Raw genomic sequence first — 21,752 nt, 5'->3', positions numbered from 1 at the left:
GCGAGATCAATCCGACCCCCGAAAAGTAGGGGCAGGGCACGCGCGACACTCGTTGGTACGGCACGGATTTCATGATTGCCAGACGCCGGATCAGCGGTGAAGATGGCTGCGTGTCACAGACCCCGATAACGCTGCGCCAACTACCCCGCCTACGCAACCGCCGTCTCGGGCAGTTGGGCGGGTTGATTCGCCCCGGTGCTCATAGCTCACCGCTATTGGAATTCGGGAAGCGTTTCGTCGCCTCGCCGCCGGGATTCCCGACCATGTTCATCACCCATGACATGGCCGATGTCCGTGAGGTATTCACCAATCACGAGGATTTCTCCGTCGGTCAGTTGATGGCCCGGCTGTCGAGCCACGATCTGGTGTTCGGCAAGGAGACGCTGATCTTCCTGGAGGGCGAGGATCATCGCCGCGAGCGCAAACTGTTCTCGCCGCCGTTTCAGCACAAGGCGCTCAAATCCTATGAGGAATTGATGATCGAGGTCGTCGAGCGCGAGCTGCCCAAGTGGCCGGTCGACGAACCGATCGAATTCCTCAAGGCTGGTTACGATCTGGCTATCGGCGTGCTGCTCAGTGTCGTGTTCGGTGATGTCGCACCCGAGCGCAGCGGCAGGCTCAAGGACGCGGTGAGTGCCTGGTTCGGCGAGATCGAGAGCCGCGGGTTCCTGGCGGTCACGCTGGTGACGCCGCTGCTCGGTGGCTACACCCCGCCGTATCGGCCGCTCATGCGCGCCCAGGCCAAGGTCGACGAGGTGATCATCGAGGAGATCACCGCGCGCCGGGCGAGCAATGACGCCGGTGCGGATCGCCGCGATGTGCTGGCTCGCTACGTCGGCACCGAGCTCGATCAGCACGACGATGTCGCGCTGTCCCGCAACCTGCGCGGAATCCTGTTGGGCGCGTACGAGACCACCGCCATCACCCTGGGCTGGATCGCCACCATGCTGGCCGCGCATCCCGCGGCCATGGCCGAACTCGACGCCGCCGTCGACTCCGGTGACGAGGCGCGACTGGACGCCTATCTGGACGCGGTCGTCGCGGAAACCATGCGGCTGCGGCCGGTTTCGCCGTTCACCGGGCGGATCGCGTTGCGCGATACCGTGGTCAATGGCGTCGCGGTGCCCGAGGGCACCATTGTCATCATTCCCATTCTGCTGATTCACGAGTCCGAGCACATCTATCCGGACCCGCTGTCCTTCCGCCCCGAGCGTTTTCTCGATAAGAAGCCGGACGGTCACACCTGGCTGACTTTCGGCGCCGGGCCGCATCGTTGCCTGGGCGCGCAATTCGCGACCGTGGAGGCGCGAATCCTGTTCCGCGCCATTATCGAGAAGCGGCGCATCGATCCGATTCCGGGTCCGATCGAACCCGCGCGGCGCTACCACACCGGCCTGAGCCCCTCGCGCAATGCGCTGATTACCCTCAGGCGCCGCTGATTGCGACATTCCGTGCCAATCTGACACCGCGCGGTTGTTCTTCTCCGGGGCCGTGTCACCTCGAAACCCCTGATCACGAACTCGAATCCGATTCGACGCGCCGGTTTCCGGTGTGCGCCGGCGGTGCACGAATGGTCTTGAATAGTGAGGCTCCCGCCGGTGTACGCGGGCGCGCGTGGCTGAGACACAGGTGAGACAGGGGTGCAGAGGTGGATACCTCGACGCGGCGAGTGCTGGCAGCGCGAGAATCGGTATTACCGCTGGTGCCCTCACCCTGGAATCGGGAAACGTTCCTCACGCGGCTGGGACAGTGGCGCGGGCGGCCGATTCAACTCATGCCGGTGACGTCCACACCGGTGCCGCGCGGGGCGGAATCGGGCCGGGTGCCGTGCGGGCTCTGGCTCGAATGCGATGCGGTGGATTTGATCGCCTTCGATTCGGGCACAACCGATTTCCATATCGACCAGATCATCGTGCACGAGACCGGGCATATGCTGCTCGACCATGCGGACGGCTCGGCCGGATTGGATGGGATCGAGCATTTACTGCCCGATCTGGATCCGGCACTGATTCGGCGGGTGCTCGGCCGGTCTGAATTCTCCGATCATCAGGAGGATGAGGCGGAGTTGTTCGCGGATCTGCTGCTGTCCGAGGTATCCCGGTGGCGGACCTCGCGGCCGATGCGGTCGTTCTGGGGTACCCGGTGACCTCGTCGGCTCCGGCGGCGGTCGCGTGGCTGACCATCGGATTCAGTCTGCTCGTGGTGATTCTGCGACTGGTCTGGGCGGACGAACCGGGTCTGCCCGAGGAACGGCTGGTCACCTACGGACTGTGGTTCGGCGCGGGCGCGGGTTTGCTGCGCGAGGGCGCGGTGCAGCAGGCGCTGTCCGATGCCGGGATTCTCGAGGTCGGGACGACCCGGCAGGTGGGTACGGCGTTCATCGTGCTCACCTTCGCGCCGCTGGTGCTGCTGGCACTGTCCTGGACCGACTCGTGGCCCGAGCGTGCGGCGCGCACCAGCCGGGCGCTCTGGACGGCGGTGTACGTCTCGGTCGCGGTCATGCTGGTCGCGGGGACGCACGCGCGGGCGCTGGGGCAGTACATCGACCGGACGCGGGGCTGGGAGACGGTGCTGTACTTCGCGATCTTCTCCGCCTGGTGCGGGGCCACCGGAATCGTGGTGACCTGCACCAGTATTCGCGATCTGCGCGCCGGTGAGCTGCGGCCCAGCCACCGGGTGACGCACGCGCTGATACTCATCGTCGGGGTATGGGCCACCGAGGAGGCGTTCTCGATCCTGGTGAGCGCGGTCTGCGCGGCGACCGGGACCGGACAGTGGTTCGTCGACTTCCGCTTCGCCGCCAACCAGAGCAATTTCATCTATCTGCTACTGCTGGGCGCGATTCCGGCCTCGGCGCAGGTGATGATGGACCTGGCGCGCCGATTGCGGGTGGATTCAGCCTCGCGGGCGGTGCGGGTGCTGACACCGCTGTGGTCCGACCTGGTGCGGGCGTGCGCGGGTGAGATACCGCGTCCGGCGCAACAGGATTCGGCGCCGAGCCCGGAACGGCGGCTGCATCGTATGACGGTGGAGATCCGCGACTGCCTGCTGGTGCTGGGCCGCTACTCCGAACCGCCGCCGCAGCAGCTGCCCGCGGCGCTGGCCGAGGCGGTGCAGATCGCGGAGGCGTTGCACCGCAAGCGATCCGGGGCAGCGCCCGGCGGCTATGTGCGCCTGCACGCCTCCGCGCCCGGACGTGACATCGTGGACGAACGCCGTACGCTGCGCAGCATCGCCGCGCACTGGGATGCGGCCGCCGCGTACCGCGATCACGCCGCACAACTGAATGGAGCACGATGACCACCACCGCGCCGCGCCCGATCCGGGCCCGGGATCGGGTGCTGCCGCATCCGCCGTACCGGCTACCGGTCCTGGGTGACGTGTGGGATCTGCACGTCACCGACTCCAGTCAGTGGGGCATGCGCGGCGCGCAGCGGTACGGCGGGATCTACGAGCGCGAGATTCTCGGGGCGCGGATCACCTACGTCTCGGATCCGGAGTTGTTGCGCGAGATCAACGATGACGCGCTGTGGTCGAAATTCCTCGGGGTGCCGATCCGGGATCTGCGCAGCGTGGCGGGGGACGGGTTGTTCACCGCGCACAACTCCGAGCCGAATTGGGCCCGGGCGCACGCGATCCTGGCGCCGTCGTTCACCGCGCCCGCCATGCGCGGGTATCACGCGACCATGCGGCGCTGCGTCGGTGAGCTGGTCGAGCATTGGACCGCGCGGGCCGGGGAATGGGTCGATGTGCCCGGTGATACCAACAAGGTGGCGCTGGAAGTGATCGGGCGCACCGGATTCGGATTCGACTTCGAATCGTTCACGCGCACCGAGGCGCATCCGGTGGTGTCGGCGATGCTGCGGGCACTGACCTATATCAATCGGTCCGCGTATTCGCATCCGCTGGTGGAGCGCACCGCGTTCCGGCGGCAGCGGGCCCAGCATCTGGCCGATGTGGCGCTGGTGAACGGCACCATCGACGAGGTGATCGCGGCTCGGCGCGCCGCCGGGGCGGGCGGGTACGGTGATCTGCTGGATCGAATGCTCACCGTGGCGGATCCCGAGACCGGGGAAACGCTGGACGAGAAGAACATTCGCAATCAGATACTGACCTTTCTGGCCGCCGGGCACGAGACCTCGGCGGGGGTGATGGCGTTCGCGCTGCACTATCTGGCGGTGCATCCGGACATCGCCGCGCGGGCGCGGAGCGAGATCGCCGAGGTGTGGACGGGGGACGAACTCGACTTCGAACAGGTCGCCAAGCTGCGGTATGTGCGGCGCATCGTGGACGAGTCGCTGCGGCTGTGGCCGACCGCCCCGGGATATTTCCGTAAGGCGAAGGCGGACACACTGCTCGGCGGGCGGTATCCGTTCGAGCGGAACGAATGGGTGTTCATCGTGCTGTTGCAGTTGCATCGCGACCCGCTGTGGGGTGGGGATCCGGAGAGTTTCGACCCGGACCGGTTCCTGCCCGAACGGGTGCGGGCGCGGCATCCGGAGTTGTACCGGCCCTTCGGAGTCGGGATGCGGGCCTGTATCGGACGGCAGTTCGCGTATCACGAGATCGTGCTGGTGCTGGCGACGGTGCTGCGGGAATTCGACCTGACCGCGGATCCGGACTATGCGCTGCGGGTGCGGGAGACCATTACGTTGAAGCCGGAGGGGTTGCGGCTCAAGCTGTCTCGCCGCTAGCGCGTCGTGCCCGCAGGCTCTCGATCAGCGCCGCGCGGTCCGCGCTGGTGGGGCGACCGCGCAGGCGGACGCGGTGCACGCCGGAATCGCGCAGCGCGCGCAGCAGCCCGAGTTGTACGTGCACACCCCGCACCTGCTCATCATCGGGCGGGCCGGTCAGATACCACTCGGGCTGGCTGAAGTAGGTCGCGAGGGCGGTGAGCAGTTGCGGCGCGGCGTAATCCGATATCCCGCTGCGCAGTGCCGCGAGTGTCGCCGGGGACACCTCGACGTCGTATTCGCGCAGTGCCTCCGCGACCGCCACGGTGGCGGGTTCGGGATCGGCGCTGCTGTGCAATGCGGTGAAGAGCATATCGATTCGCGCTGCGAGAGAAAGGGATCCGGTCATTCGACGGCCGCCAGCCGGGCCTCGAACCGGGTGCGGGTCGGCTCGTCGAGTTCGAGCTGGATACCCGCGAGCCAGCGCCGATAGCGCGCATCCTCGAAGTCGGGGTCGGCGGGATCGGCCGGGCGTTCCAGGAAGGGACCGAGTAATGCGACCAGCGGTCCCAGCGCTCCGCCGTGCCGCCGATTGGTTTCCAGCAATTGGGTGACGTATCGCGAATACAGCGGCTGAATGCACGCGTCCAATCGCTGCGAGGGCGCGCTCAGCGTTGATCCCGGCGTGGCCAATTCGGAGATCTCGCGCGCGACCGCCACCAGCCGCGCGATCGTCTCCGCCGGGACGATGACGTACGACGGCGCGACTTCCATACTCGCGTTGCGCTGCAATGGATTAGGCGCGCCGCCCGCGATCACCTGCTGCGCCGACCCCGGCTCCCAGGCCAGCCCCACATCGAGCTTGTGCATCGTATTGGCACTGATGCGCCCCGCCGCGCCGCGCTCGATCTTCAACATCGTCGGCTCGGTCGGACCGCCCATCAGGGCCACCTGTCGCCGACTGCGATTCAACTTCTCCCGCCGCTGCACGACGGTCCGCCCCAGTTGCCGCGCGGTGTCCCTATCCATGAGCGACACCGAAACTTACGCACATAGACGAAAGCATAGAGGAAACAACTGCCACATACGGCATGCCGAATCTGCCAAACCGATCCTCACACCCCGCGATCACCAGCGAAAACCACTGACACCACGCCTCTTTCGCCGCGAGCGTCACACCGAACGCGGATCGGCCCATATTTGATTTTCGTACTTTCTTTCGTATCATTTGCGTACGCGCTGGGCAGGGACTCGGTCCGAAGGGGGGATCGTGTCCCTGCCCGGCGCGCTTCACCCACCACCCGAGCGGTGGATCGCAAGTCAGCAGCAGGAGCACTCGCCGTCGGCGGCTGAGCCGTCCGCGCTGGCGGTAACCATTGGTGGGCAACAGGTTTCGCCGTGCCAGGCGTTGATGCCCTCTTTGAGGGCTATGGCGGCGATAACCAGGGCGGCGAGGGGATCGGCCCAGGACCAGCCCAGCAGGGTGTTCAGGAGCAGGCCGATCAGCAGGATGGCGGAGAGGTAGGTGCACAGCAGGGTTTGTTTGGAGTCGGCTACCGCGGAGGCGGAGCCCAGTTCGCGGGCGGTGCGGCGCTGGGCCCAGGACAGGATCGGCATGATGGCCAAACTCGCTGCGGCAAGGGCGATTCCGATGGGGGAGTGGGAGGCCTCGCCGAGGCCGAAGAGAGCGCGGATCGAATCGACGGTGACGTAGGCGGCCAGGGCGAAGAACGAGAAGGCGATCAGGCGCAGAGCCGTCTTTTCGCGGCGTTCGTGATCGGCAATGGCGAACTGCCAGGCGATGGCGGCCGCGGACGAGACCTCTATGACCGAGTCGAGGCCGAAGCCGATCAATGCGCTCGAGGAGGCCCGGGTGCCTTCGGTGAGGGCGATGATCGCTTCGATGATGTTGTAGGTGATGGTGGCGGCGACGAACCAGCGGATTCGGGTGGCCAGCACTGCCCGTCGCCGGGCGGACGGACCCGATGGGAGCGCGGGCAGATCGAGAGACCGCGACATCAGCAGCAGCCCTGCGTGCCGGAGTCGGGGCAGCAGGCGGGGTCGACGGCCAGCACCAGCCCGGTGAGATCGTCCAGAGCGCGGCCGATTCTCGGGTCGGCGAGTTCGTACCGGGAGCGACGGCCCTCCGGCACCGCGACCACCAGCCCGCAGCCGCGCAGGCAGGCAAGGTGATTCGACAGGATCTGGCGCGAGACGCCGATCTCTTCGGCCAGATCGGAGGGATAACCCGGGGCGTGCCGCAGGCTCATCAGGATCTGCGTGCGGGTCGGGTCCGATAGGGCGTGCCCGAAGCGGGCCAGCGCGTCGCGGTGCAGCGAGGTATCCACGCCCCAACAGTACATTGAAATCTGTATTCAGAAAATCATGAATTGTTGGCGATGCTGAGCGCACGGAGTTCGGCGATGGTCGGTTCGAGGGCGGTGCGCAGCCAGAGGTCGGCTCGGGCCGCGTCGGGGGCGAGGTATTCGGCCAGGACCGCCTCGGCGGGATGCGGATGATCCGCCCAGCTGGGAATGGCCAGAACGCGCATGCCCGCCGTGGCCGCGGACCGGATTCCCGCCGCCGAATCCTCGACCGCCACACAGTGTTCCGGGAACACGCCGAGACGTGCCGCGGCGTGCAGATACGGGGCGGGGTCGGGCTTGGTCTCGATCAGGTCCTCACGGGTGAGTGTGAGATCCCAATGACGGTGCAGGCCGAAGTGTTCGAGGGTGGCGTGCACGAACCTGCCCGGTGACGCCGACACCACGCCCATCGCACCCGCATTCGTCGCTGTTCGCACCAATTCTTTTACACCGGGCAGCAATTCGATACGACCGGCCCGCACCTGTTCGATCATCACCCCGGTGCATTCTTCGATGACCCGTGCCGCGGAATCGATACCGCAGACCTCGGCGAGATGGTCCGCCCAGTCGCCGTGGCCGTGCGTGCGCCGCCGATCCGCATCGGTCCAGGCGTGCCCGTGCCCGGCCGCGAAATCGAACCAGCACCGATCCCACGGCTCCATGGTCGCGACCAGGGTGCCATCCAGATCGAACAGCACGGCGTCGATGGGCACGCTCATCCCGGCAGGTTGATCATCGGCTCGGCCGGTGGAAAGGGTCATCGTGGGTGGTCTCCGCCCTCGTTGGTGGAACACAGCGCACAACCCAGCAGACGCTAGCGGAATCAAGATCGAATTCTGGGCAGGCACGCGTATCGCATCGGCGGGGTTGCGAGGCCGCCGATTCAGACCTGGAAGTCCAGGACCACCACGTGGTCGGATTCGTAACTGTCCAGGTCGGCGTCGTGCCAGGACTCCCCGGCCCGGATGCGGTGGAAGCGGAATGTTCCATTGGTGTCGTTGGCCGAGACGACGCATCGGATCGATTGCGGGACGGGCAGTTCGGCGGCCAGGCGGCCGATTTCGAAGGCCAGCGCTATGCCCTGGCGGAGCAGTTCGCGCTGATCGTCCGGACCGATGCGGGGCTGCCCGTCGCTGTCCGAAATCGTCACGGGGACAAAGTCATCGAGGTGCAGAGCGGTGTGTGCGCTCTCCCATCCGGTGAGATCGCCGAAATCCGCGGGGGCGTCGGCGGCGCTGAACGGTACCGGTTTCCAAGCCAGTATCTCGCCGCGGATTTCCAGGCCGCGGTCCGCCCAGTCGCGTAATCCGGCGGCCAAACCGCCGGACGAGTCCAGTGCCGCGAATCCGGTGCGGATATCGAACAGTTCGCGGGCTCGATCGTTCATTGCCATCGTGAGCATGACCGGGACTATGCCATCAACCGGTATCACCGCCCGTGGTGTGCCCGGCTGCCTCGCCGAGATGGCCGACCTGGATGATGGGCGCATGCTTCCCACCGAGCACCTGGACCAGGCGGACCGGCACCCAGCCGTGATCGATACACCTCTCGGCGCCGTCAGGTTCGGCGTGCGGCTCGGTATGGATGTGCTACCCGCCGCACCGGATGCGCTGTGGCGCTTGGCCAATGGGTCGCATCTGCATCGCTGGCAGCATCGTGGGGCGACCGTGGATCTGTTGATCGGGAGCATCGACGTGCAGCCGTGGGACGGTGGCGCGGCGGTGCCGATCTGGGCCGCGATCTGGCAGGTGCAGGCGCCGTCCGGCGTGTCGGGTCTCGTCGTGTCGGCGGAATTGAGCGATCTGCCCGCCGGGGCGTACGGCGGCCGGGATTCGGGCGAATGCCTTGCGGCGGTGACCGTCGAGAACGAGCACTTCATGGTGTCGATCGGCGGACCGGATACCGAACTGCTCGGTATGCAGGCGGCGGATGGGCGATTGATGCCCTCGGACTGGGTGGATCTGCTGCCCGCGGACGGGGATGACAGTCTCACCGAATACGGTGTGCGATACGAGGATCCGGCACACATCGCCTGGCATCTGCCCGGGCTGGGCGGGCTGGAGGTGGCCCGGCTGTGCATCGCCACCGCGTGGTGCCCACGCGATGACGAGAGACCCGCGGCCTGGTACGCGGTCGATATTCCCTTGGATACCGCGTATCTGCATTTGATCGCCGATCCGCACTGACGGGCGCTACGGCTGGTCGAGCATGGTGAGGTAGGCATCGAGCTGGGCGGCGGCGCAGAGCAGGCCGCGACTGCGTGCGGTCAGCCGGTCCTGCCACGAGTCCAGGAAAGTGCGCAGCGCGTCCGCGCCGCCCGCCTCGCGCAGGGCATCCAGGAAGGTCGCGACCTGGCCGAGGGGATAGTCGCCGCGGCGTAGTTGCCGCGCGATTTCGGCGTCCCGCACCGATTCCGGTCCGTATAGGCGATAACCCGTGGCGCGGTCGCGCTCGGGTCTCAGCATTCCCTGTGCCTCCCAGGTGCGCAGTGTGGCCGGATGCACGTCGATGCGGTGCGCGAGTTCACCCACCGTCAACGGCGGGCCTGGAATCGGGTTCGGGGTTGTGACCGACAGGCCGCCAAGGGTTTTCGCCACTTCGGTGCGGGTGCCGCGTTCCGTGCGCAGCTCGAGATGCGTGGTGTCGATCAGGCGGTAGGCGGAATCGCTGTCACCGCGGTTGATCGCGCGCATGATCGCCATGGCGCGCTGATGCCCGTGGCTCGAGCGCAGCGCCAGGAAGGTGCGCAGGGCCTGCGCGTGCAGCGGGGTGTAGCGGCGATAGCCGGTTTCGGTGCGTTCGGTCGGCGGGAGCACACCGGCGTCGTCGTAATTGCGGATCGCCTGGGCCGACAGTCCGTGTTCCCGGGCGAGGTCGATGGGGCGCAGATTGACCTCCGATTGAGACTTTCGGGCAGTTCACGTGTGGATGGTGCGGACAAGTTTCAAAGGATTCTTCAACGATATCTTCGAAGGTAGTTCCTTCGGAAAGGGGTGCACCATGTCCACCGCACTGCGTGCCATCGGCCGACAACTCGATGACCGGGCAAGCCTGGGCCATGCGCTCGATGAACTACTCGCCGGGCGAGCCGAACCACCGGCTTTGCTCGCCCTGGGCGAGCCGACACACGGGATCAAGGCATTTCCCCTGCTGCGCAACGACATTCTGGAGCATCTGGTCGAACGCGGTTATCGCTCAATCATTCTGGAGAGCGACTACTTCGCGGCGAGTGTGGCGGACGACTACGTCAATGGTGCGGACACCGCTCTCGACACGGTGCTGAGCACCGGCTTCAGCCATGGATTCGGTGCCGTACCGGGTAATCGCGAACTCCTGCAATGGCTCCGCGTCCACAATGCCGGCCGCGCACCCGCGGATCGGGTGCACTTCTACGGCTTCGAGGCTCCGGTGGAGTATGCCGCCGCACCGAGCCCCCGGGACTGCCTGACCATCGCGGCCGACTACATGCCGCCCGCACTCCGGCCCGAATCGGCCCGCGATATCGACGCCCTCTCGGGCGAGGACTCCGAGTGGACCAATCGCGACGCGATGTATGACCCGGCGGCCTCCGTCGGCGGCTCGGCGCGGGCACATGCCCTGCGTGTCATCGCGGACGACCTCGTCAGCGCCCTGCATCGCGTCGGACCGGTGCTGCGCCCCGCCGCGCCCGCCGCGTACGACCATGCTGTAGCCCGAGCCCGCACGGCCCTGGGCCTATTGCGCTATCACGCCGCAATGGCAAGCCTCACCACCGATCGCATCGCCGACCTACTCAGCGTCCGCGCCGAGATGATGGCCGACAACCTCCTCGCGATCCTCGAACGGGAACGCCTGCGCGGACCGAGCCTGCTCTTCGCCCACAACTCCCATCTGCAACGCACCCAATCCCATATCCAACTCGGTGCCGACGATCCGAGCTGGGGAAGCGCGGGCGCACTGATCGCCCTGACCCTGGGGGACCGCTACCTCTTCGTGGCAACCGACGCAAACCCGGAGGCGGACCCCGGCACCCTGCAATACGAGCTGGCCCGGGCGACCACCCGCCGTGCCCTCTTCCGCGCCCCCGAACTCCGCGACACCCTGCCGCCGACCTTGGAGACGGCCGAACCCATTGTCCCCGGCCATATCCCGCTCCGCCCGGCCGACCTGGACGGCGCGGACGCGATCATCTTCGTCGCCGACACCGACGGCACGCGCCACCAATACTGGTAGCGGTCGTTGTTCTCGCACCCACGGCATGTCACCGCGATGACACCCACCCGCCCCTGAGCGGCTGTGTCGCGGCGCGACCGATCAGGATTTGCGGATCGTGTAGGACGGGCGGTGTCCGATCAGGCCGAGGGCTTGTCGGTGAACGTCCGGTCCGAAATGCTCGATGCTCGGCCAGTTCTCTAGCACCACACCACAATTCGTTCTGAACACCATGGTGGTGCGCAGGGAGAAGTCTCCGGCGAGTGCGGTTCGGCCACAGCCGTCGCAGGTGATGAACGGTTCGATGCCGTGATCCAACCAGCTCTCACACTGGTCACTGTCGATGTCGACATCGATCTCGCATTCCAGACAGCGCGGCAGACTTGCGTGAGAGCCCGAATGGCCCCAATCGAAGCCGAGCATCGGCATGATTCCCGATGCTCGAGGGGAGTCCCGGTGGTCCTGCTCATCGTGCGATGTCTCCATATGGGCGATTCCCCAGTCCATCAGGGCATCCAGCTCGGCATCGACCACCGGTGCTCCGGCGGCGACAACCAATCCGACCGGGTCGGGATTCCGGATCTCGCGGCAACTCATGAAGAGCCGCACCGTCTCTCGCACCCGCTCGACAGCTGTGTCATCGGATTCCCCGAGCGCGTAGTAGTACTGGTAGAAATCGCCCACGTCTGGACCGTACGTGATGCCCCGGAGGTCAACTGCGCCCGAGGCGGCTCATGCGTCCGCGGAGGACACCGGTTCGGCCACGACAAAGGCACCGGGAGTCAGAAGGAGCGGCTCGTCCAGATATTCCAGGAACCTCGGATATCGCCGGTACCGTGCGAACTGCGGACCGTACGGAGTTCTCGGCTGAGGCGAAGGGCTACCTTGTCGAAATACGCCTTGGCGGCACAGGTTTCGGTGTCGCAGGCCTGGTGCGCGAGCTGGCCGCGCTGTGCGACAGCCAGATTCATGATCGGGTAGTCGGGCGGTTCGTGACTGATGTACATGACCTTTACCTCCTGTAGCGGGGAATCGGGTCGGGGACTTGGGATCTCCTGTCCGCCGGGGTGACTACAGGTCTACGCCGCCACGCCCATGCTTGGAATGATCCAGGATGGAAAATCGACGAAAAGATCTCCGCCTTCCAAAGCTGCTGAGAGAATCATTCCAAAATTGCATAAGACCGATAGAGAGGCTAAGAGATGGCAGCCGGTTCCACGGTTCCGCGCCGCCTGATCGGCCGTACCTTGAAGCAACTGCGCGAGCAGTCCGGGGTTCCGGCGGTTCAGGCGTACAAGCTCATCGATGTTTCGGCACAGACCCTTTGGCGCATCGAGACCGGACAGCCCGGTCCGAAGATTCGAGAACTGGATGTCGGGGCGCTGTGCCAGCTCTACGGTGCCGACGAGGATACGCGCGCCGCGTTACTCGGTCTGGTGGCCGAGACGAAAAGTCCGGGGTGGTGGCATAACTACGGATCGGCGGTACCGAACTACTTCGATCTCTACCTTGGGATGGAGGAAGCGGCGTGCAAGCTCACCACGCTACATCCGAATCTGCTTCCCGGGCTGCTCCAGACGCCGAGCTATCGTCGCGCGGTGATCTGGGCTGCGATCCCCGGCATGCCGACGGTGGAAGTTGAACAGCGCATTGAGATTTCGGCGAAGCGGCAACAACGACTGGCCGAAGATCCGGCTGATTTCAGCGTAACGATGTACATCTGTGAGTCGGCACTCCGCTGGGCGGTTGGTGGCCCGGCGGTGATGGCGGAGCAGCTGCGCCACATCGCGACCGTGTCCAAGCTCCCGACGGCGTCAATTCGGTTGGTGCCCATGGGTATCGCAACGCCGTTGCCGCTGATCGTTGGTACGTTCACACTGATGGAGTTCCCCGTGTACACGGGCACTCGACTGACCGAGCCTGCCTTGGTCTATGTGGAGGGCTTCACGGGTGCGCTGTACCTGGACAAGCCAGAAGAGATGGACCAGTACCGGGCCGCTTGCAAAACTCTTCGCGCTACGGCGCTGAGCGAGCAGGAGACCAGACAACTGGTTCTGAGCATTGCAGAGGAGTACGAGTGAGCGCCGATTTGCCCAACGCGGATTGGTTCAAGAGCAGCCGGAGCGGCCCGAATCAGGACTGCGTGGAAGCCGCGCACCTGAGCGGGGGCTCGGTCGGGGTGCGGGATTCGAAGTTGGGGGAGAGCGGGCCGGTGCTGGTATTCGGCCCGGCCGAATGGGACGCGTTCAACGATGCCGTGCGGGGCGGTAGGTTCGACCGGCCCTAGGTATCGCTGAAATGGGAGTTCGCCTCTGCCGCTGCGCTATTCGGTGGGGCGGGCTCCCATGATGCCGTAGAGGAGCAGATCCTCCAGGGAGTCGGCGAAGGTGTCGAGATCGGCTATGTCGCGGATGCACATGGCGAACAGTGCCGCGCCCGCGATGGTGTCCAGGACGGTGTCGGGGTCCAGGCCCGGGCGGGGGGAGTCGGGGTCGGTGGGGAGGTAGTCGGCCAACTCGGCTCGGGTGGGGGTGTCCAGGCGGGTGGCGAGGTTTTCGTAGAGGCCGGGGTCCTGGCGCATTTCCGACATCAGGCCGGGCATGGCTGCTCGGGTTTCGGCGGAGCCGAAGAGCTGGATGGTGCCTCGGATGATCTTGCGGATTTCCGAAATGAGGTCGGGGGCGACCTGGTCCGAGCCCACATCGGGAAAGACGGCCTTGGCGATGAGGTGGGCCTTCGTCGGCCAGCGGCGATAGATCGAGGGGCGGCTCACGCCCGCGCGCGCCGCGATGGCATCGATTGACGTTGCGGCATAACCGCGTTCGACGAGCAGCGCACGCGCCGCGTCCAGGACGGCGGCATCCACCGCGGGATCGCGGTGCGGGCCCAGGCGGTGGCGTTCGGTCACGAAATCCGTCCTTGTCAGTGCGGTCGGGAGTCGTTACAGTCTGTCACAACAAAGTCGTTACACTCTGTAACTGCTGCGGCTCGAGGAGTTATCGTGTCTGCTGCCCCGGAAATCGCCGATACCTATCGGGCGGTACCGCTCCTGCAGGACAAAGTCATCGTCATCTCGGGAATCGGTCCCGGGCTCGGCCATTCGCTGACCATCGAGGCGGCCCGGATGGGCGCGAATCTGGTGCTGGTCAGCCGCACCGAGAAGCGTCTGGAGAAGCTGGCCGAGGAAGTGCGCGCCCTCGGCGGCACCGCCCTGGTCGCACCGACCGATATCACCGATGAGGACCAGCGCCGCTCCCTGGTGGACCGCGCGCTCGCCGAATTCGGCCGGGTCGACTGCCTGATCAACAACGCGTTCGCCATTCCGCCGATGAACCCGATCACCGAGATCGAACTCGAAGCACTGCGGGTCGCCAACGAGACCAATGTCTTCGCCCCGCTGCGACTTTCGACCTTGTTCGCCGATGCGCTCGCGGCATCCCGGGGCTCGGTCATCATGCTCAACTCGTGCGTGTCCTACAGTTCGCAGCCCGAGTTCTCCGGCTACAAACTCTCCAAAGGCGCACTGGCGCACCTGGCTTCGTCACTGGCCACCGAACTCGGCCCGCGTGGCATCCGCGTGAACAGCGTCGCGCCCTCGTATGTCTACGAGGACATCAACAAGGCGTACTTCGACTGGCTGGCCAGCCAGGCGAACACCACGCACGAGGAGATCTACCGGCAGAAGGCCGAACCCACCGATCTCAAGCGGCTCGCCGGTCCCGAGGAGGTCGCCCGCGCGGCGCTCTTCCTGGCCAGCGATCTCGCCAGCGCGGTGACCGGCCAAATGCTGACCGTCGACTGCGGTGAATTCCACCGATGAGCACAGGAGAGAACGTGACCAAGCGAATCGTGCTGTGGGGCACCGGAGTCGTCGGCTCCATGGTGCTCACCGAGATCCTGCGCCATCCCCTGTTCGAACTGGTCGGCGTCGGCGTGAGCAACCCGGACAAGGTCGGCAAGGACGCCGGGGAACTCTGCGGACAGCCCGAAACCGGTGTGCTGGCGACGAATTCGGTCGAGGAGCTCATCGCGCTGCGCCCGGACGCGCTGGTGCACTACGGCCCCACCGCGCAATTCGCCGATGAGAACATCCGGGTCATCACCGCGTTCCTGCGCGCGGGCATCGACGTCTGCTCCACCGCCATGACCCCGTGGGTGTACCCGAATATCAAACAGCTGCCCGATGTCTGGCGCGATCCCATCACCGAGGCGTGTGCGGCGGGCCGGGCGTCCTGCTTCACCACCGGCATCGATCCCGGCTTCGCCAATGATCTGTTCCCGCTCACGCTCATGGGCCTGTGCGGTGAGGTCGAATCGGTGCGCGCCTCGGAACTGCTGGACTACACCGACTACGAGGGCGACTACGAATTCGAGATGGGCATCGGCCATCCGCCGGAATTCAGCGCGCTGCTCGAACATCCGGATCTGCTGATCATGGCGTGGGGCCCGACCGTTCCCATGATCGCCACGGCGGCCGGGATCGAACTCGACGACATCACCACCACCTGGGAGAAGTGGGTCACCCCCGAGGATCGCCCGTGCGCCAAGGGCACCATCAAAGCGGGCACCGTCGCGGCGATCCGATTCACCATCAACGGCGTCTACCAGGGCCGCGAGGTGATCACCCTCGAGCATGTCAATCGCATCGGCCTGGACGCCGCGCCGGAATGGCCCGCGGGCACCCGCGATGACGTCTACCGCGTGGATATCCTCGGCTCGCCGTCGATTTCGCAGGAGACCTCGTTCCGCTTCACCGACGGTTCCGGTCGTGCCCCGGCGGTCGCCGGATGCCTGTCCACCGGCATGCGCGCGCTGAACGCGGTCCCGGCGGTGAACGCGCTACCGCCCGGCTGGGTGACCGCCCTGGACCTGCCGCTGATCCCCGGCGCGGGCACCATTCGCTGACACCCAGCCGTCCCGGAGCAGGCGCTTGTAGACCTTGCCGCTGTCGTCCCGGGGCAGCGAGTCCACGATCTCGATGTACGCGGGCAGTTTGTACCTGGCGAGCTGCCCGGAAAGGGCTGCGCGCACAAGGTCTTCGGTGAGCGCCGCACCGGGGCGCGGCAGGATGTGCGCCGCCACCTGCTCGCCGAGATCACCGGGATCGGGCACGCCGAAGACCGCCACATCCTCGACGCCGTCCAGCGCGGTGATGGCGCTCTCGATCTCGGCGGGGTAGATGTTCACCCCGCCGCGGATCACCACCTCGGCATCGCGCCCGGTCAGGTACAGATAGCCGTCCTCATCGAGGTAGCCGAGATCGCCGACCCACAGCATGTCCGCCACCGGGGACTGCGGTGCGCCCTGATTGAGGTACTCGAAGCGGGGCCAATAGTCCGCGCCGCGCACCCACACCCGGCCGATCTCCTTGGCGGGCAGCGGATTTCCGCGCTCATCACCGATCAGGACGGCGGACCCGTCCACGGCCCGGCCGACACTGCCGGGATGCGCCAGCCATTGCGCCGCATCGATCCAGGTGATCGTGCCCGCCTCACTGCACCCGTAGAACTCCCACAGCGCATCCCCGAACAGCTCGATCGCCGCGCGCTTGAGCGCGGGCGGACACGGTGCGGCGGAATGAATCACATGGGTCAGGCTCGACAGATCGTGGTGTGCGCGCTCCTCGGGGGGCACGCTCAGAATGCGCGACACCATGGTCGGCACGATCTTGACCTGCCGAATGCGATGGTGATCGACCAGCCGCAGGAAGTCGCGTGCGTCCCACCGCGGCATGAGTACGATCTTCGCGCCCATTCGAAGGCCAAGCACGGCAATGGCATTGGGTGAGGTGTGATAGAGCGGCCCGGCGACCAGCATCGGGACACCCGGGGCCAGGCCCATGCGCTTTGCGGTCGCACCGGCGATACTCAGCAGCTGATGCGGCGTCATCGACTCCCGTGCAACACCTTTGGGCTTACCGGTGGTGCCGGAAGTGTAGATGACGCCCATCGAATCCGAGATCGCGCCCTCGATATGGCCGACCGGCTCGGGCTGCCCGGCGATCCAATCCTCCAGCAGTTCATGGCGTCCGGTCGGCCGCGCGAGCCCCGCATCCCAGCCACCGGCGGCCAGCAGTTCGGCGGGCATCGCGATTTCCACGATGCGCGCCGCGGTGCCCGTCAGTTCGCGCGCCGCCTCCGCCACCGGAACGAATTCGGTATGGGCGAAGATCAACCGGACCTTGGCGTCGGTAAGCACATGGGCGACCTCACCCGCGGTCCACCGGGTATTGATCGGTAGCGGATTCCCGCCGGTCGCCGCGATACCGACGGAGACCTCCAGGAACTCGATGTCATTGCGTGCCATCACCACACATTTGTCACCGCGCCCGATCCCGGCGGCCACCAGCGCCGCTCCGAGCCGTCCGGCCCGTGCCAGGGCATCGGGCTGGGTACGCACCCGATCTCCGCAGATGATGGTGGCGATTTCCGGCGAAGCAGCGGTCATACCGCGTAAGTCTGCCACCGCCAAGATCTTTCGCGTATCGCGTTTCGAGCACCTGCGCCGATGCCGGGCACCGATCCCGCGCAGTGGACAACGGCCCGGAAGCCGAGGGGGCTTCCGGGCCGTCTCTTGCTCCGGACACCAGCACCTTGGAGCCGACGTCCCGGTGGGCACCGCCGGACAGGCATCCACATCGCCGGAGCCGTCTGCGTGGGCCACGGCGACGCGAAGTGCCTTCCCTGCACAGTGCGCGCTTCGGTGCGCCGCGCCATGCCCGGAGCAGACCGGAAGTACGAATCACCGCCGGTCACACTGAGTCTCACCGACATATTCGCCCACGTCGAACCGGGGAAAGCCGCTGGCACTGCGGGTCTGCGAGTTGGCACACCCGGTCGGTCGTCGGCGCGCCGCCCCGACTCGCCGGAACGCCTGGTCTACGGTGCTGACGCCCCACCCGCGCCACCCGGACCTGCGCGAACCTCGGTACCCCGTTTACACGCCGGTCCAGCGGATATTGCCCCGGTAGCAATGCCGCTGAATTTTCAGCATGAACGCCACCGAACTCACGATGGAGGACCCATGCGATTCCGACCGATGCGCGCTGCGGCCGCGGGCGCGCCCGTCGCGGCGCTACTGCTGACCGGCCTGCTGATCACCGGCTGTGACCAGGCGAAAGAAGCGGTGAACAAGGGCGGCGACACCCCGTGCAGCGAATTCGTCGCCCAGGATTCGGATAAGCAGCACGTCACGGTGCGCAAATACCTGGAGAAGGACACCGAGATCAGCTCGACGCCCAGCCCGGACTCGATCGACGGCGCCATCACCGCCATCGGGCTCATGTGCAAGGCGCAGGCAAATCCGGACACCCCGATCCGGAACGCCGATCTGACCGGGATTCTGGTGCCGAAGAAGTAGCCGGTTACAGCCGCGGGCCGGGCAACCGGTTCGCGGCGTCCAGCGGCGGAGCCAGCGGGCGCAACGGGTGCGTGGCGGGTCCGTCCAGCAGGGTCCCATCGGGCGCGAATCGCGACCCGTGCAGCGGGCAGTCCCAGGACAGCGCGGCATCGTTCCAGCACAGGATGCCACCCAGGTGCGGGCACACCGCCGAGATCTCGGTGGTGACGCCGTCCACGGTCGAGATCGCGGTGGGGGCGACGCCGTGCCGTTCCACCCGGCCCTGACCCTCGGCGGGAATCGCGTCCCGGCCCGAACCCAGCGCATGCCGCCAACCCGAGAGAAGCCGTTGCGCCACAGTGGCATTGGCCGCGACCGCGGTCGGCAGTGACCGCAATTCCGAGGTGCGCCAGCTCGCCAGTGTGCCCGCCCAGGCCGGTGGTTTGCCGGTGATGCGGCCCGTCAGCGCGAGTGCCGCCGCGACGCCATTGGTCAAGCCCCACTTGGCATATCCGGTGGCGACCAGAATGCGATCGCGGCCCGGCAGCAGCGGGCCGACATAGGGGAGTTCATCGATGGGCAGATAGTCCTGCGCGGACCAACTGTGCAGCGGTTCAGCGTCCGGGAACCAGCGCCGGGTCCATTCGATCAATTCCGTCGCGTGGTGCCGAGGTGAGCGAGCCCGGCCGACGGTGTGACCGTGGCCGCCGACCAGCAGCACATCGCCATCCGGTGTGGGCGCGTACCGCAGCGAACGGGTCGGGCTGCCCGCGCTGATGATCATCTGCTTGGGTAGCGGCTCGGACAGGCGGAACGCGGTGAGATAGGAGCGTTGCGCGACCAGCCGGGCGAAGAAACCGCCGCGGTCGAGAATCGGTGTGCCGGTGGCGATCACCACGGTCCGGGCGGTGAGCTCGCCGTGCTCGGTCTCCACGATCAGATCATCGCCGTCGCCCTCGCGCACATCGTGCACCAGCGTCGATTCGAAGATCGGGGTGGTGTGCGCCTCGATCGCCAGGGCCAGCGCCGCCAGCAACGCGGCCGGATCCAGCTGGGCCTGATCGGGCAGGGATACCGCGTCGTGCACCGGAAACGGCACCTCCAGCGCGCCGGAGGTCACCGGCAGCCCCGCGAGCCGCAGCGCCTCCAATTCCTTTCGCACCGCCTTCTTTTCGGCGAACGTCTGCGCGTAGGTGACCGCGTCCTCCCGCTGCACCGGTAGTGCGTGTTCCTCGCAGAATCGCAATAACCACTGCTGCGCTTCACCATTGGCCTCGAGGTAATCGAGCAGCGCGCGATCACCGTGGCGGCGGCGAATGCGCTGGGCGCGGGTGCCCTGCAACAAACTGACCTTTCCGGTGGAGGACCCGCTGGTCGAATCGCCGATGCGGCGGGCCTCGACCACGGCCACCTCCGCACCGCTCTCCGCCAGCAGCAGCGCGGTCGCCAAACCGGTGATGCCCGCGCCGATCACGACGGTATCGAAACGCGATCCGGGCGTCAGCCGCAGTCGTGCGGGCGCGTCGGCGTTCTTCAACCACAGTGAAGTCATGCTCCGGCTATAGCCGGACGGTCCGCGCTCAAACAGTGGAAAAACCGCGCCGATACGGGGGATTGAGTTCGCGGCGAGCGGGTATTGCGGCGATTAGCGCAGCACGTAGGAATTGACCGATTCGAAAGATGAACCGGCACTACATGATTCACCCTGGAGTTGGACAATGAGAAGCTATCCGAACGATCGCCCGATGGTCCGCGGCCGCAGCGGCCTGGCCGGAATCGGCACCTTCCTGGTGCTGGTGTGGCTGGTCATCGGCGCCGTCGCCGCCGGACAGCGGCACTACTTCGACGACGCGCCGACCAACTGTGCCGGCACCTCCACCATCGCGGTCACCATCCTCGCCGGACCGCTCAACTACATGGGCGTGAATCCCAAGATCGACGACTGCAACGTCGACGTGCCGCAGCCCAGCCAGTAATCAATAGCGGTCCCGGTCGCCGTGCGGATCGCACAACCAACCGGCCGGGCCACGCGGATTCGCACACCAGGCATCGAAATCGATTGGCGCTATGCAGTTTCCATTCGATGCCTGGTGTAGCGCGTCCCGCAGCGTATGCATGGCAGCGAGATACAGCTCCATCATCGGAGTGTCGGGCCCGGAGCTCTTGACCAGCAGTTCGAGTCGCAACTCGGCCGGGGGATGAGTTCTGAAGCAGTGCGCGTGTTCCCGGATCGCCTCGAGTGCGATCGGCAGCGGGACGGTCGACGGGATCGCCGTCGAGCGCTCCAGCACGCCCAGGTAGGCCGTCGCCACCGCGCACGCGGCGGCTGCCACCGGGCGAACGAGTTCGGGGACCCCACCGCAGACGATTGTGCGGGCGAATCGATCCGCGCTCAATTCCTCGGCCCAATCCTCGCGCACCTGCGCGGGCAGGTCCGGCCAGATCCGATCGATCATCGCTCGAATCCCCGGTGTCGCCGTCAGCCGCCCCAGTCGGAACAGCGCGTGCGCCAACTCGTGCCCGATCAGAAATCGCTCGCCGAACCACAGCAGTTTGCCGAAAGCCGGTGCGCCGTTGTACCTGCCGTGCCCCGCCGCCGGCAGATCCGAGCGCTCGAACCCGCGCGCTGGTTGCCGGAACGCCCAGAGCAATCGAGCTGCCGCGCGCACCGTGCCCGGTCCGGGCGCGTCCACGAAGACCCGTCCCGGCGCTTCACCGATGAGGGTCATCGCGTGCCGCAGCATATCGGCGAACATGAGCAGCATCGCGCCGTCAAGGAAGACGACCACGCCCTCACCCCGATACGGGGTGCTCGTGCCGTGCGCGCGGCCGCTGCGGCCGGTCTCGACCACCACGCAGTCGCGCAGCGTCCGCGCCAACTCCGGGCGTTCGTGCTCGATTTCGTCCAGAAATGCGGACACGAGCAGTTCCAGCGCCTCCGGTAAACCGAATTGCGAGCGATTCGCCAGCTCGCCGACCCGCAGCGGAACTCCGAGCAGTGCGCATTCCTGCGCCAAATCCCGATCGGACAGCGGCGACGCCGGTGGCCAGGCCCAGCCGCGATCGGAGATCAGCCGGGCCGCCCGCGCACGCAGCGATTCGGGCTGACAGCCGGGCGAATCGGCTTCCGATCCGGCCTCGATCACGGAATAATTCTCTATCATCGCCGACCGCCCGGAGCCCG

The 21,752-nt window shown here is 66.5% G+C and carries 25 protein-coding genes; 12 read left to right on the top strand and 13 right to left on the bottom strand.

The genetic code is table 11. The features are described 5' to 3' along the window. Nucleotides 1-110 precede the first annotated feature (110 nt). From ACFVUS_RS06330 to ACFVUS_RS06315, 4 genes are all read left to right on the top strand, one after another. Nucleotides 111-1,439 (top strand): cytochrome P450, encoded by a 1,329-nt coding sequence (locus ACFVUS_RS06330; RefSeq protein ID WP_387762116.1) that lies wholly within the window; start codon nucleotides 111-113, stop codon nucleotides 1,437-1,439. A gap of 209 nt (nucleotides 1,440-1,648) precedes the next feature. Further along, on the top strand, nucleotides 1,649-2,146 hold the full coding sequence (locus tag ACFVUS_RS06325) for a hypothetical protein (RefSeq protein ID WP_387762115.1): 498 nt from the start codon (nucleotides 1,649-1,651) through the stop codon (nucleotides 2,144-2,146). Then, on the top strand, nucleotides 2,101-3,300 hold the full coding sequence (locus ACFVUS_RS06320) for an MAB_1171c family putative transporter (protein ID WP_387762114.1): 1,200 nt from the start codon (nucleotides 2,101-2,103) through the stop codon (nucleotides 3,298-3,300). Before ACFVUS_RS06325 ends, ACFVUS_RS06320 begins: the two co-directional genes overlap by 46 nt. Beyond that, nucleotides 3,297-4,694 (top strand): cytochrome P450, encoded by a 1,398-nt coding sequence (locus tag ACFVUS_RS06315; RefSeq protein WP_387762113.1) that lies wholly within the window; start codon nucleotides 3,297-3,299, stop codon nucleotides 4,692-4,694. The genes ACFVUS_RS06320 and ACFVUS_RS06315 overlap by 4 nt, the downstream gene beginning before the upstream one ends. Here the strand turns inward: ACFVUS_RS06315 and ACFVUS_RS06310 are convergent. The 6 genes from ACFVUS_RS06310 to ACFVUS_RS06285 form a co-directional block, all read right to left on the bottom strand. Then, nucleotides 4,675-5,082 (bottom strand): hypothetical protein, encoded by a 408-nt coding sequence (locus ACFVUS_RS06310; protein WP_387762112.1) that lies wholly within the window; start codon nucleotides 5,080-5,082, stop codon nucleotides 4,675-4,677. The two genes, ACFVUS_RS06315 and ACFVUS_RS06310, sit on opposite strands and share 20 nt — an antisense overlap. Further along, nucleotides 5,079-5,702, bottom strand: coding sequence for a hypothetical protein (locus tag ACFVUS_RS06305; RefSeq protein WP_387762111.1), 624 nt, complete (start codon nucleotides 5,700-5,702; stop codon nucleotides 5,079-5,081). Before ACFVUS_RS06305 ends, ACFVUS_RS06310 begins: the two co-directional genes overlap by 4 nt. A gap of 291 nt (nucleotides 5,703-5,993) precedes the next feature. Beyond that, nucleotides 5,994-6,692 (bottom strand): cation transporter, encoded by a 699-nt coding sequence (locus ACFVUS_RS06300; protein WP_387762109.1) that lies wholly within the window; start codon nucleotides 6,690-6,692, stop codon nucleotides 5,994-5,996. Next, nucleotides 6,692-7,021 (bottom strand): ArsR/SmtB family transcription factor, encoded by a 330-nt coding sequence (locus ACFVUS_RS06295; RefSeq protein WP_387762108.1) that lies wholly within the window; start codon nucleotides 7,019-7,021, stop codon nucleotides 6,692-6,694. Before ACFVUS_RS06295 ends, ACFVUS_RS06300 begins: the two co-directional genes overlap by 1 nt. Nucleotides 7,022-7,056: 35 nt before the next feature. Continuing rightward, entirely contained in the window at nucleotides 7,057-7,800 is a 744-nt protein-coding gene (locus ACFVUS_RS06290; protein ID WP_387762107.1) for an HAD family hydrolase, read from the bottom strand. A 122-nt stretch (nucleotides 7,801-7,922) separates the two neighbouring features. Continuing rightward, on the bottom strand, nucleotides 7,923-8,441 hold the full coding sequence (locus ACFVUS_RS06285; RefSeq protein WP_387762106.1) for a hypothetical protein: 519 nt from the start codon (nucleotides 8,439-8,441) through the stop codon (nucleotides 7,923-7,925). Between ACFVUS_RS06285 and ACFVUS_RS06280 the strand changes: the two genes are divergently transcribed. Further along, nucleotides 8,440-9,225 carry a hypothetical protein gene (locus ACFVUS_RS06280; protein WP_387762105.1) on the top strand — a complete coding sequence of 262 codons (786 nt, stop codon included), beginning with the start codon at nucleotides 8,440-8,442 and terminating at the stop codon, nucleotides 9,223-9,225. The two genes, ACFVUS_RS06285 and ACFVUS_RS06280, sit on opposite strands and share 2 nt — an antisense overlap. A gap of 6 nt (nucleotides 9,226-9,231) precedes the next feature. Here the strand turns inward: ACFVUS_RS06280 and ACFVUS_RS06275 are convergent, their stop codons facing one another. Then, nucleotides 9,232-9,927, bottom strand: a complete 696-nt coding sequence (locus ACFVUS_RS06275; RefSeq protein WP_387765428.1) for a TioE family transcriptional regulator — start codon at nucleotides 9,925-9,927, stop codon at nucleotides 9,232-9,234. Between the two features lie 112 nt (nucleotides 9,928-10,039). Between ACFVUS_RS06275 and ACFVUS_RS06270 the strand changes: the two genes are divergently transcribed. Then, a complete protein-coding gene (locus tag ACFVUS_RS06270; protein ID WP_387762104.1) occupies nucleotides 10,040-11,251 on the top strand; it encodes an erythromycin esterase family protein in 1,212 nt (403 codons plus the stop codon). A gap of 81 nt (nucleotides 11,252-11,332) precedes the next feature. Here ACFVUS_RS06270 and ACFVUS_RS06265 read toward each other — a convergent pair whose 3' ends face one another. Both ACFVUS_RS06265 and ACFVUS_RS06260 read right to left on the bottom strand, forming a co-directional pair. Further along, nucleotides 11,333-11,914, bottom strand: coding sequence for a hypothetical protein (locus ACFVUS_RS06265; RefSeq protein WP_387762103.1), 582 nt, complete (start codon nucleotides 11,912-11,914; stop codon nucleotides 11,333-11,335). A gap of 98 nt (nucleotides 11,915-12,012) precedes the next feature. Continuing rightward, nucleotides 12,013-12,237 carry a hypothetical protein gene (locus ACFVUS_RS06260; protein ID WP_387762102.1) on the bottom strand — a complete coding sequence of 75 codons (225 nt, stop codon included), beginning with the start codon at nucleotides 12,235-12,237 and terminating at the stop codon, nucleotides 12,013-12,015. Between the two features lie 195 nt (nucleotides 12,238-12,432). Here ACFVUS_RS06260 and ACFVUS_RS06255 point away from each other — a divergent pair, with 195 nt between their 5' ends. Both ACFVUS_RS06255 and ACFVUS_RS06250 read left to right on the top strand, forming a co-directional pair. Continuing rightward, nucleotides 12,433-13,311, top strand: coding sequence for a helix-turn-helix domain-containing protein (locus ACFVUS_RS06255; protein WP_387762101.1), 879 nt, complete (start codon nucleotides 12,433-12,435; stop codon nucleotides 13,309-13,311). Continuing rightward, a complete protein-coding gene (locus ACFVUS_RS06250) occupies nucleotides 13,308-13,517 on the top strand; it encodes a DUF397 domain-containing protein (RefSeq protein ID WP_387762100.1) in 210 nt (69 codons plus the stop codon). Before ACFVUS_RS06255 ends, ACFVUS_RS06250 begins: the two co-directional genes overlap by 4 nt. Before the next feature lie 36 nt (nucleotides 13,518-13,553). Here ACFVUS_RS06250 and ACFVUS_RS06245 read toward each other — a convergent pair whose 3' ends face one another. Beyond that, entirely contained in the window at nucleotides 13,554-14,138 is a 585-nt protein-coding gene (locus ACFVUS_RS06245) for a TetR/AcrR family transcriptional regulator (RefSeq protein ID WP_387762098.1), read from the bottom strand. Between the two features lie 93 nt (nucleotides 14,139-14,231). Here ACFVUS_RS06245 and ACFVUS_RS06240 point away from each other — a divergent pair, with 93 nt between their 5' ends. After that, entirely contained in the window at nucleotides 14,232-15,050 is an 819-nt protein-coding gene (locus ACFVUS_RS06240) for an SDR family oxidoreductase (protein WP_387762097.1), read from the top strand. Next, nucleotides 15,047-16,135 (top strand): dihydrodipicolinate reductase, encoded by a 1,089-nt coding sequence (locus tag ACFVUS_RS06235; RefSeq protein WP_387762095.1) that lies wholly within the window; start codon nucleotides 15,047-15,049, stop codon nucleotides 16,133-16,135. The genes ACFVUS_RS06240 and ACFVUS_RS06235 overlap by 4 nt, the downstream gene beginning before the upstream one ends. Here ACFVUS_RS06235 and ACFVUS_RS06230 read toward each other — a convergent pair. Then, nucleotides 16,070-17,677 carry an AMP-binding protein gene (locus tag ACFVUS_RS06230; RefSeq protein WP_387762094.1) on the bottom strand — a complete coding sequence of 536 codons (1,608 nt, stop codon included), beginning with the start codon at nucleotides 17,675-17,677 and terminating at the stop codon, nucleotides 16,070-16,072. The genes ACFVUS_RS06235 and ACFVUS_RS06230 overlap by 66 nt on opposite strands. A 576-nt stretch (nucleotides 17,678-18,253) precedes the next feature. On the opposite strand from ACFVUS_RS06230, the gene ACFVUS_RS06225 reads away from it, so the two are divergent. Further along, nucleotides 18,254-18,589: a hypothetical protein gene (locus ACFVUS_RS06225; protein WP_387762093.1), complete on the top strand. Its 336-nt coding sequence runs from the start codon at nucleotides 18,254-18,256 to the stop codon at nucleotides 18,587-18,589. Nucleotides 18,590-18,593: 4 nt separating this feature from the next. Here ACFVUS_RS06225 and ACFVUS_RS06220 read toward each other — a convergent pair whose 3' ends face one another. Continuing rightward, nucleotides 18,594-20,120, bottom strand: a complete 1,527-nt coding sequence (locus ACFVUS_RS06220; protein WP_387762092.1) for an FAD-dependent oxidoreductase — start codon at nucleotides 20,118-20,120, stop codon at nucleotides 18,594-18,596. 193 nt (nucleotides 20,121-20,313) lie between these two features. On the opposite strand from ACFVUS_RS06220, the gene ACFVUS_RS06215 reads away from it, so the two are divergent. Then, nucleotides 20,314-20,544 carry a hypothetical protein gene (locus ACFVUS_RS06215; RefSeq protein WP_387765426.1) on the top strand — a complete coding sequence of 77 codons (231 nt, stop codon included), beginning with the start codon at nucleotides 20,314-20,316 and terminating at the stop codon, nucleotides 20,542-20,544. On the opposite strand, the gene ACFVUS_RS06210 is transcribed toward ACFVUS_RS06215, so the two are convergent. After that, nucleotides 20,545-21,714, bottom strand: coding sequence for a hypothetical protein (locus ACFVUS_RS06210; RefSeq protein ID WP_387762091.1), 1,170 nt, complete (start codon nucleotides 21,712-21,714; stop codon nucleotides 20,545-20,547). Nucleotides 21,715-21,752: the final 38 nt, after the last annotated feature.

The organism is Nocardia sp. NPDC058058 (assembly GCF_042885355.1).
In the GTDB taxonomy this organism is placed as follows: domain Bacteria; phylum Actinomycetota; class Actinomycetes; order Mycobacteriales; family Mycobacteriaceae; genus Nocardia.
Note: the sequence above shows the minus strand (reverse complement) of the source record. Positions and strands in the feature narration are given on the sequence as shown.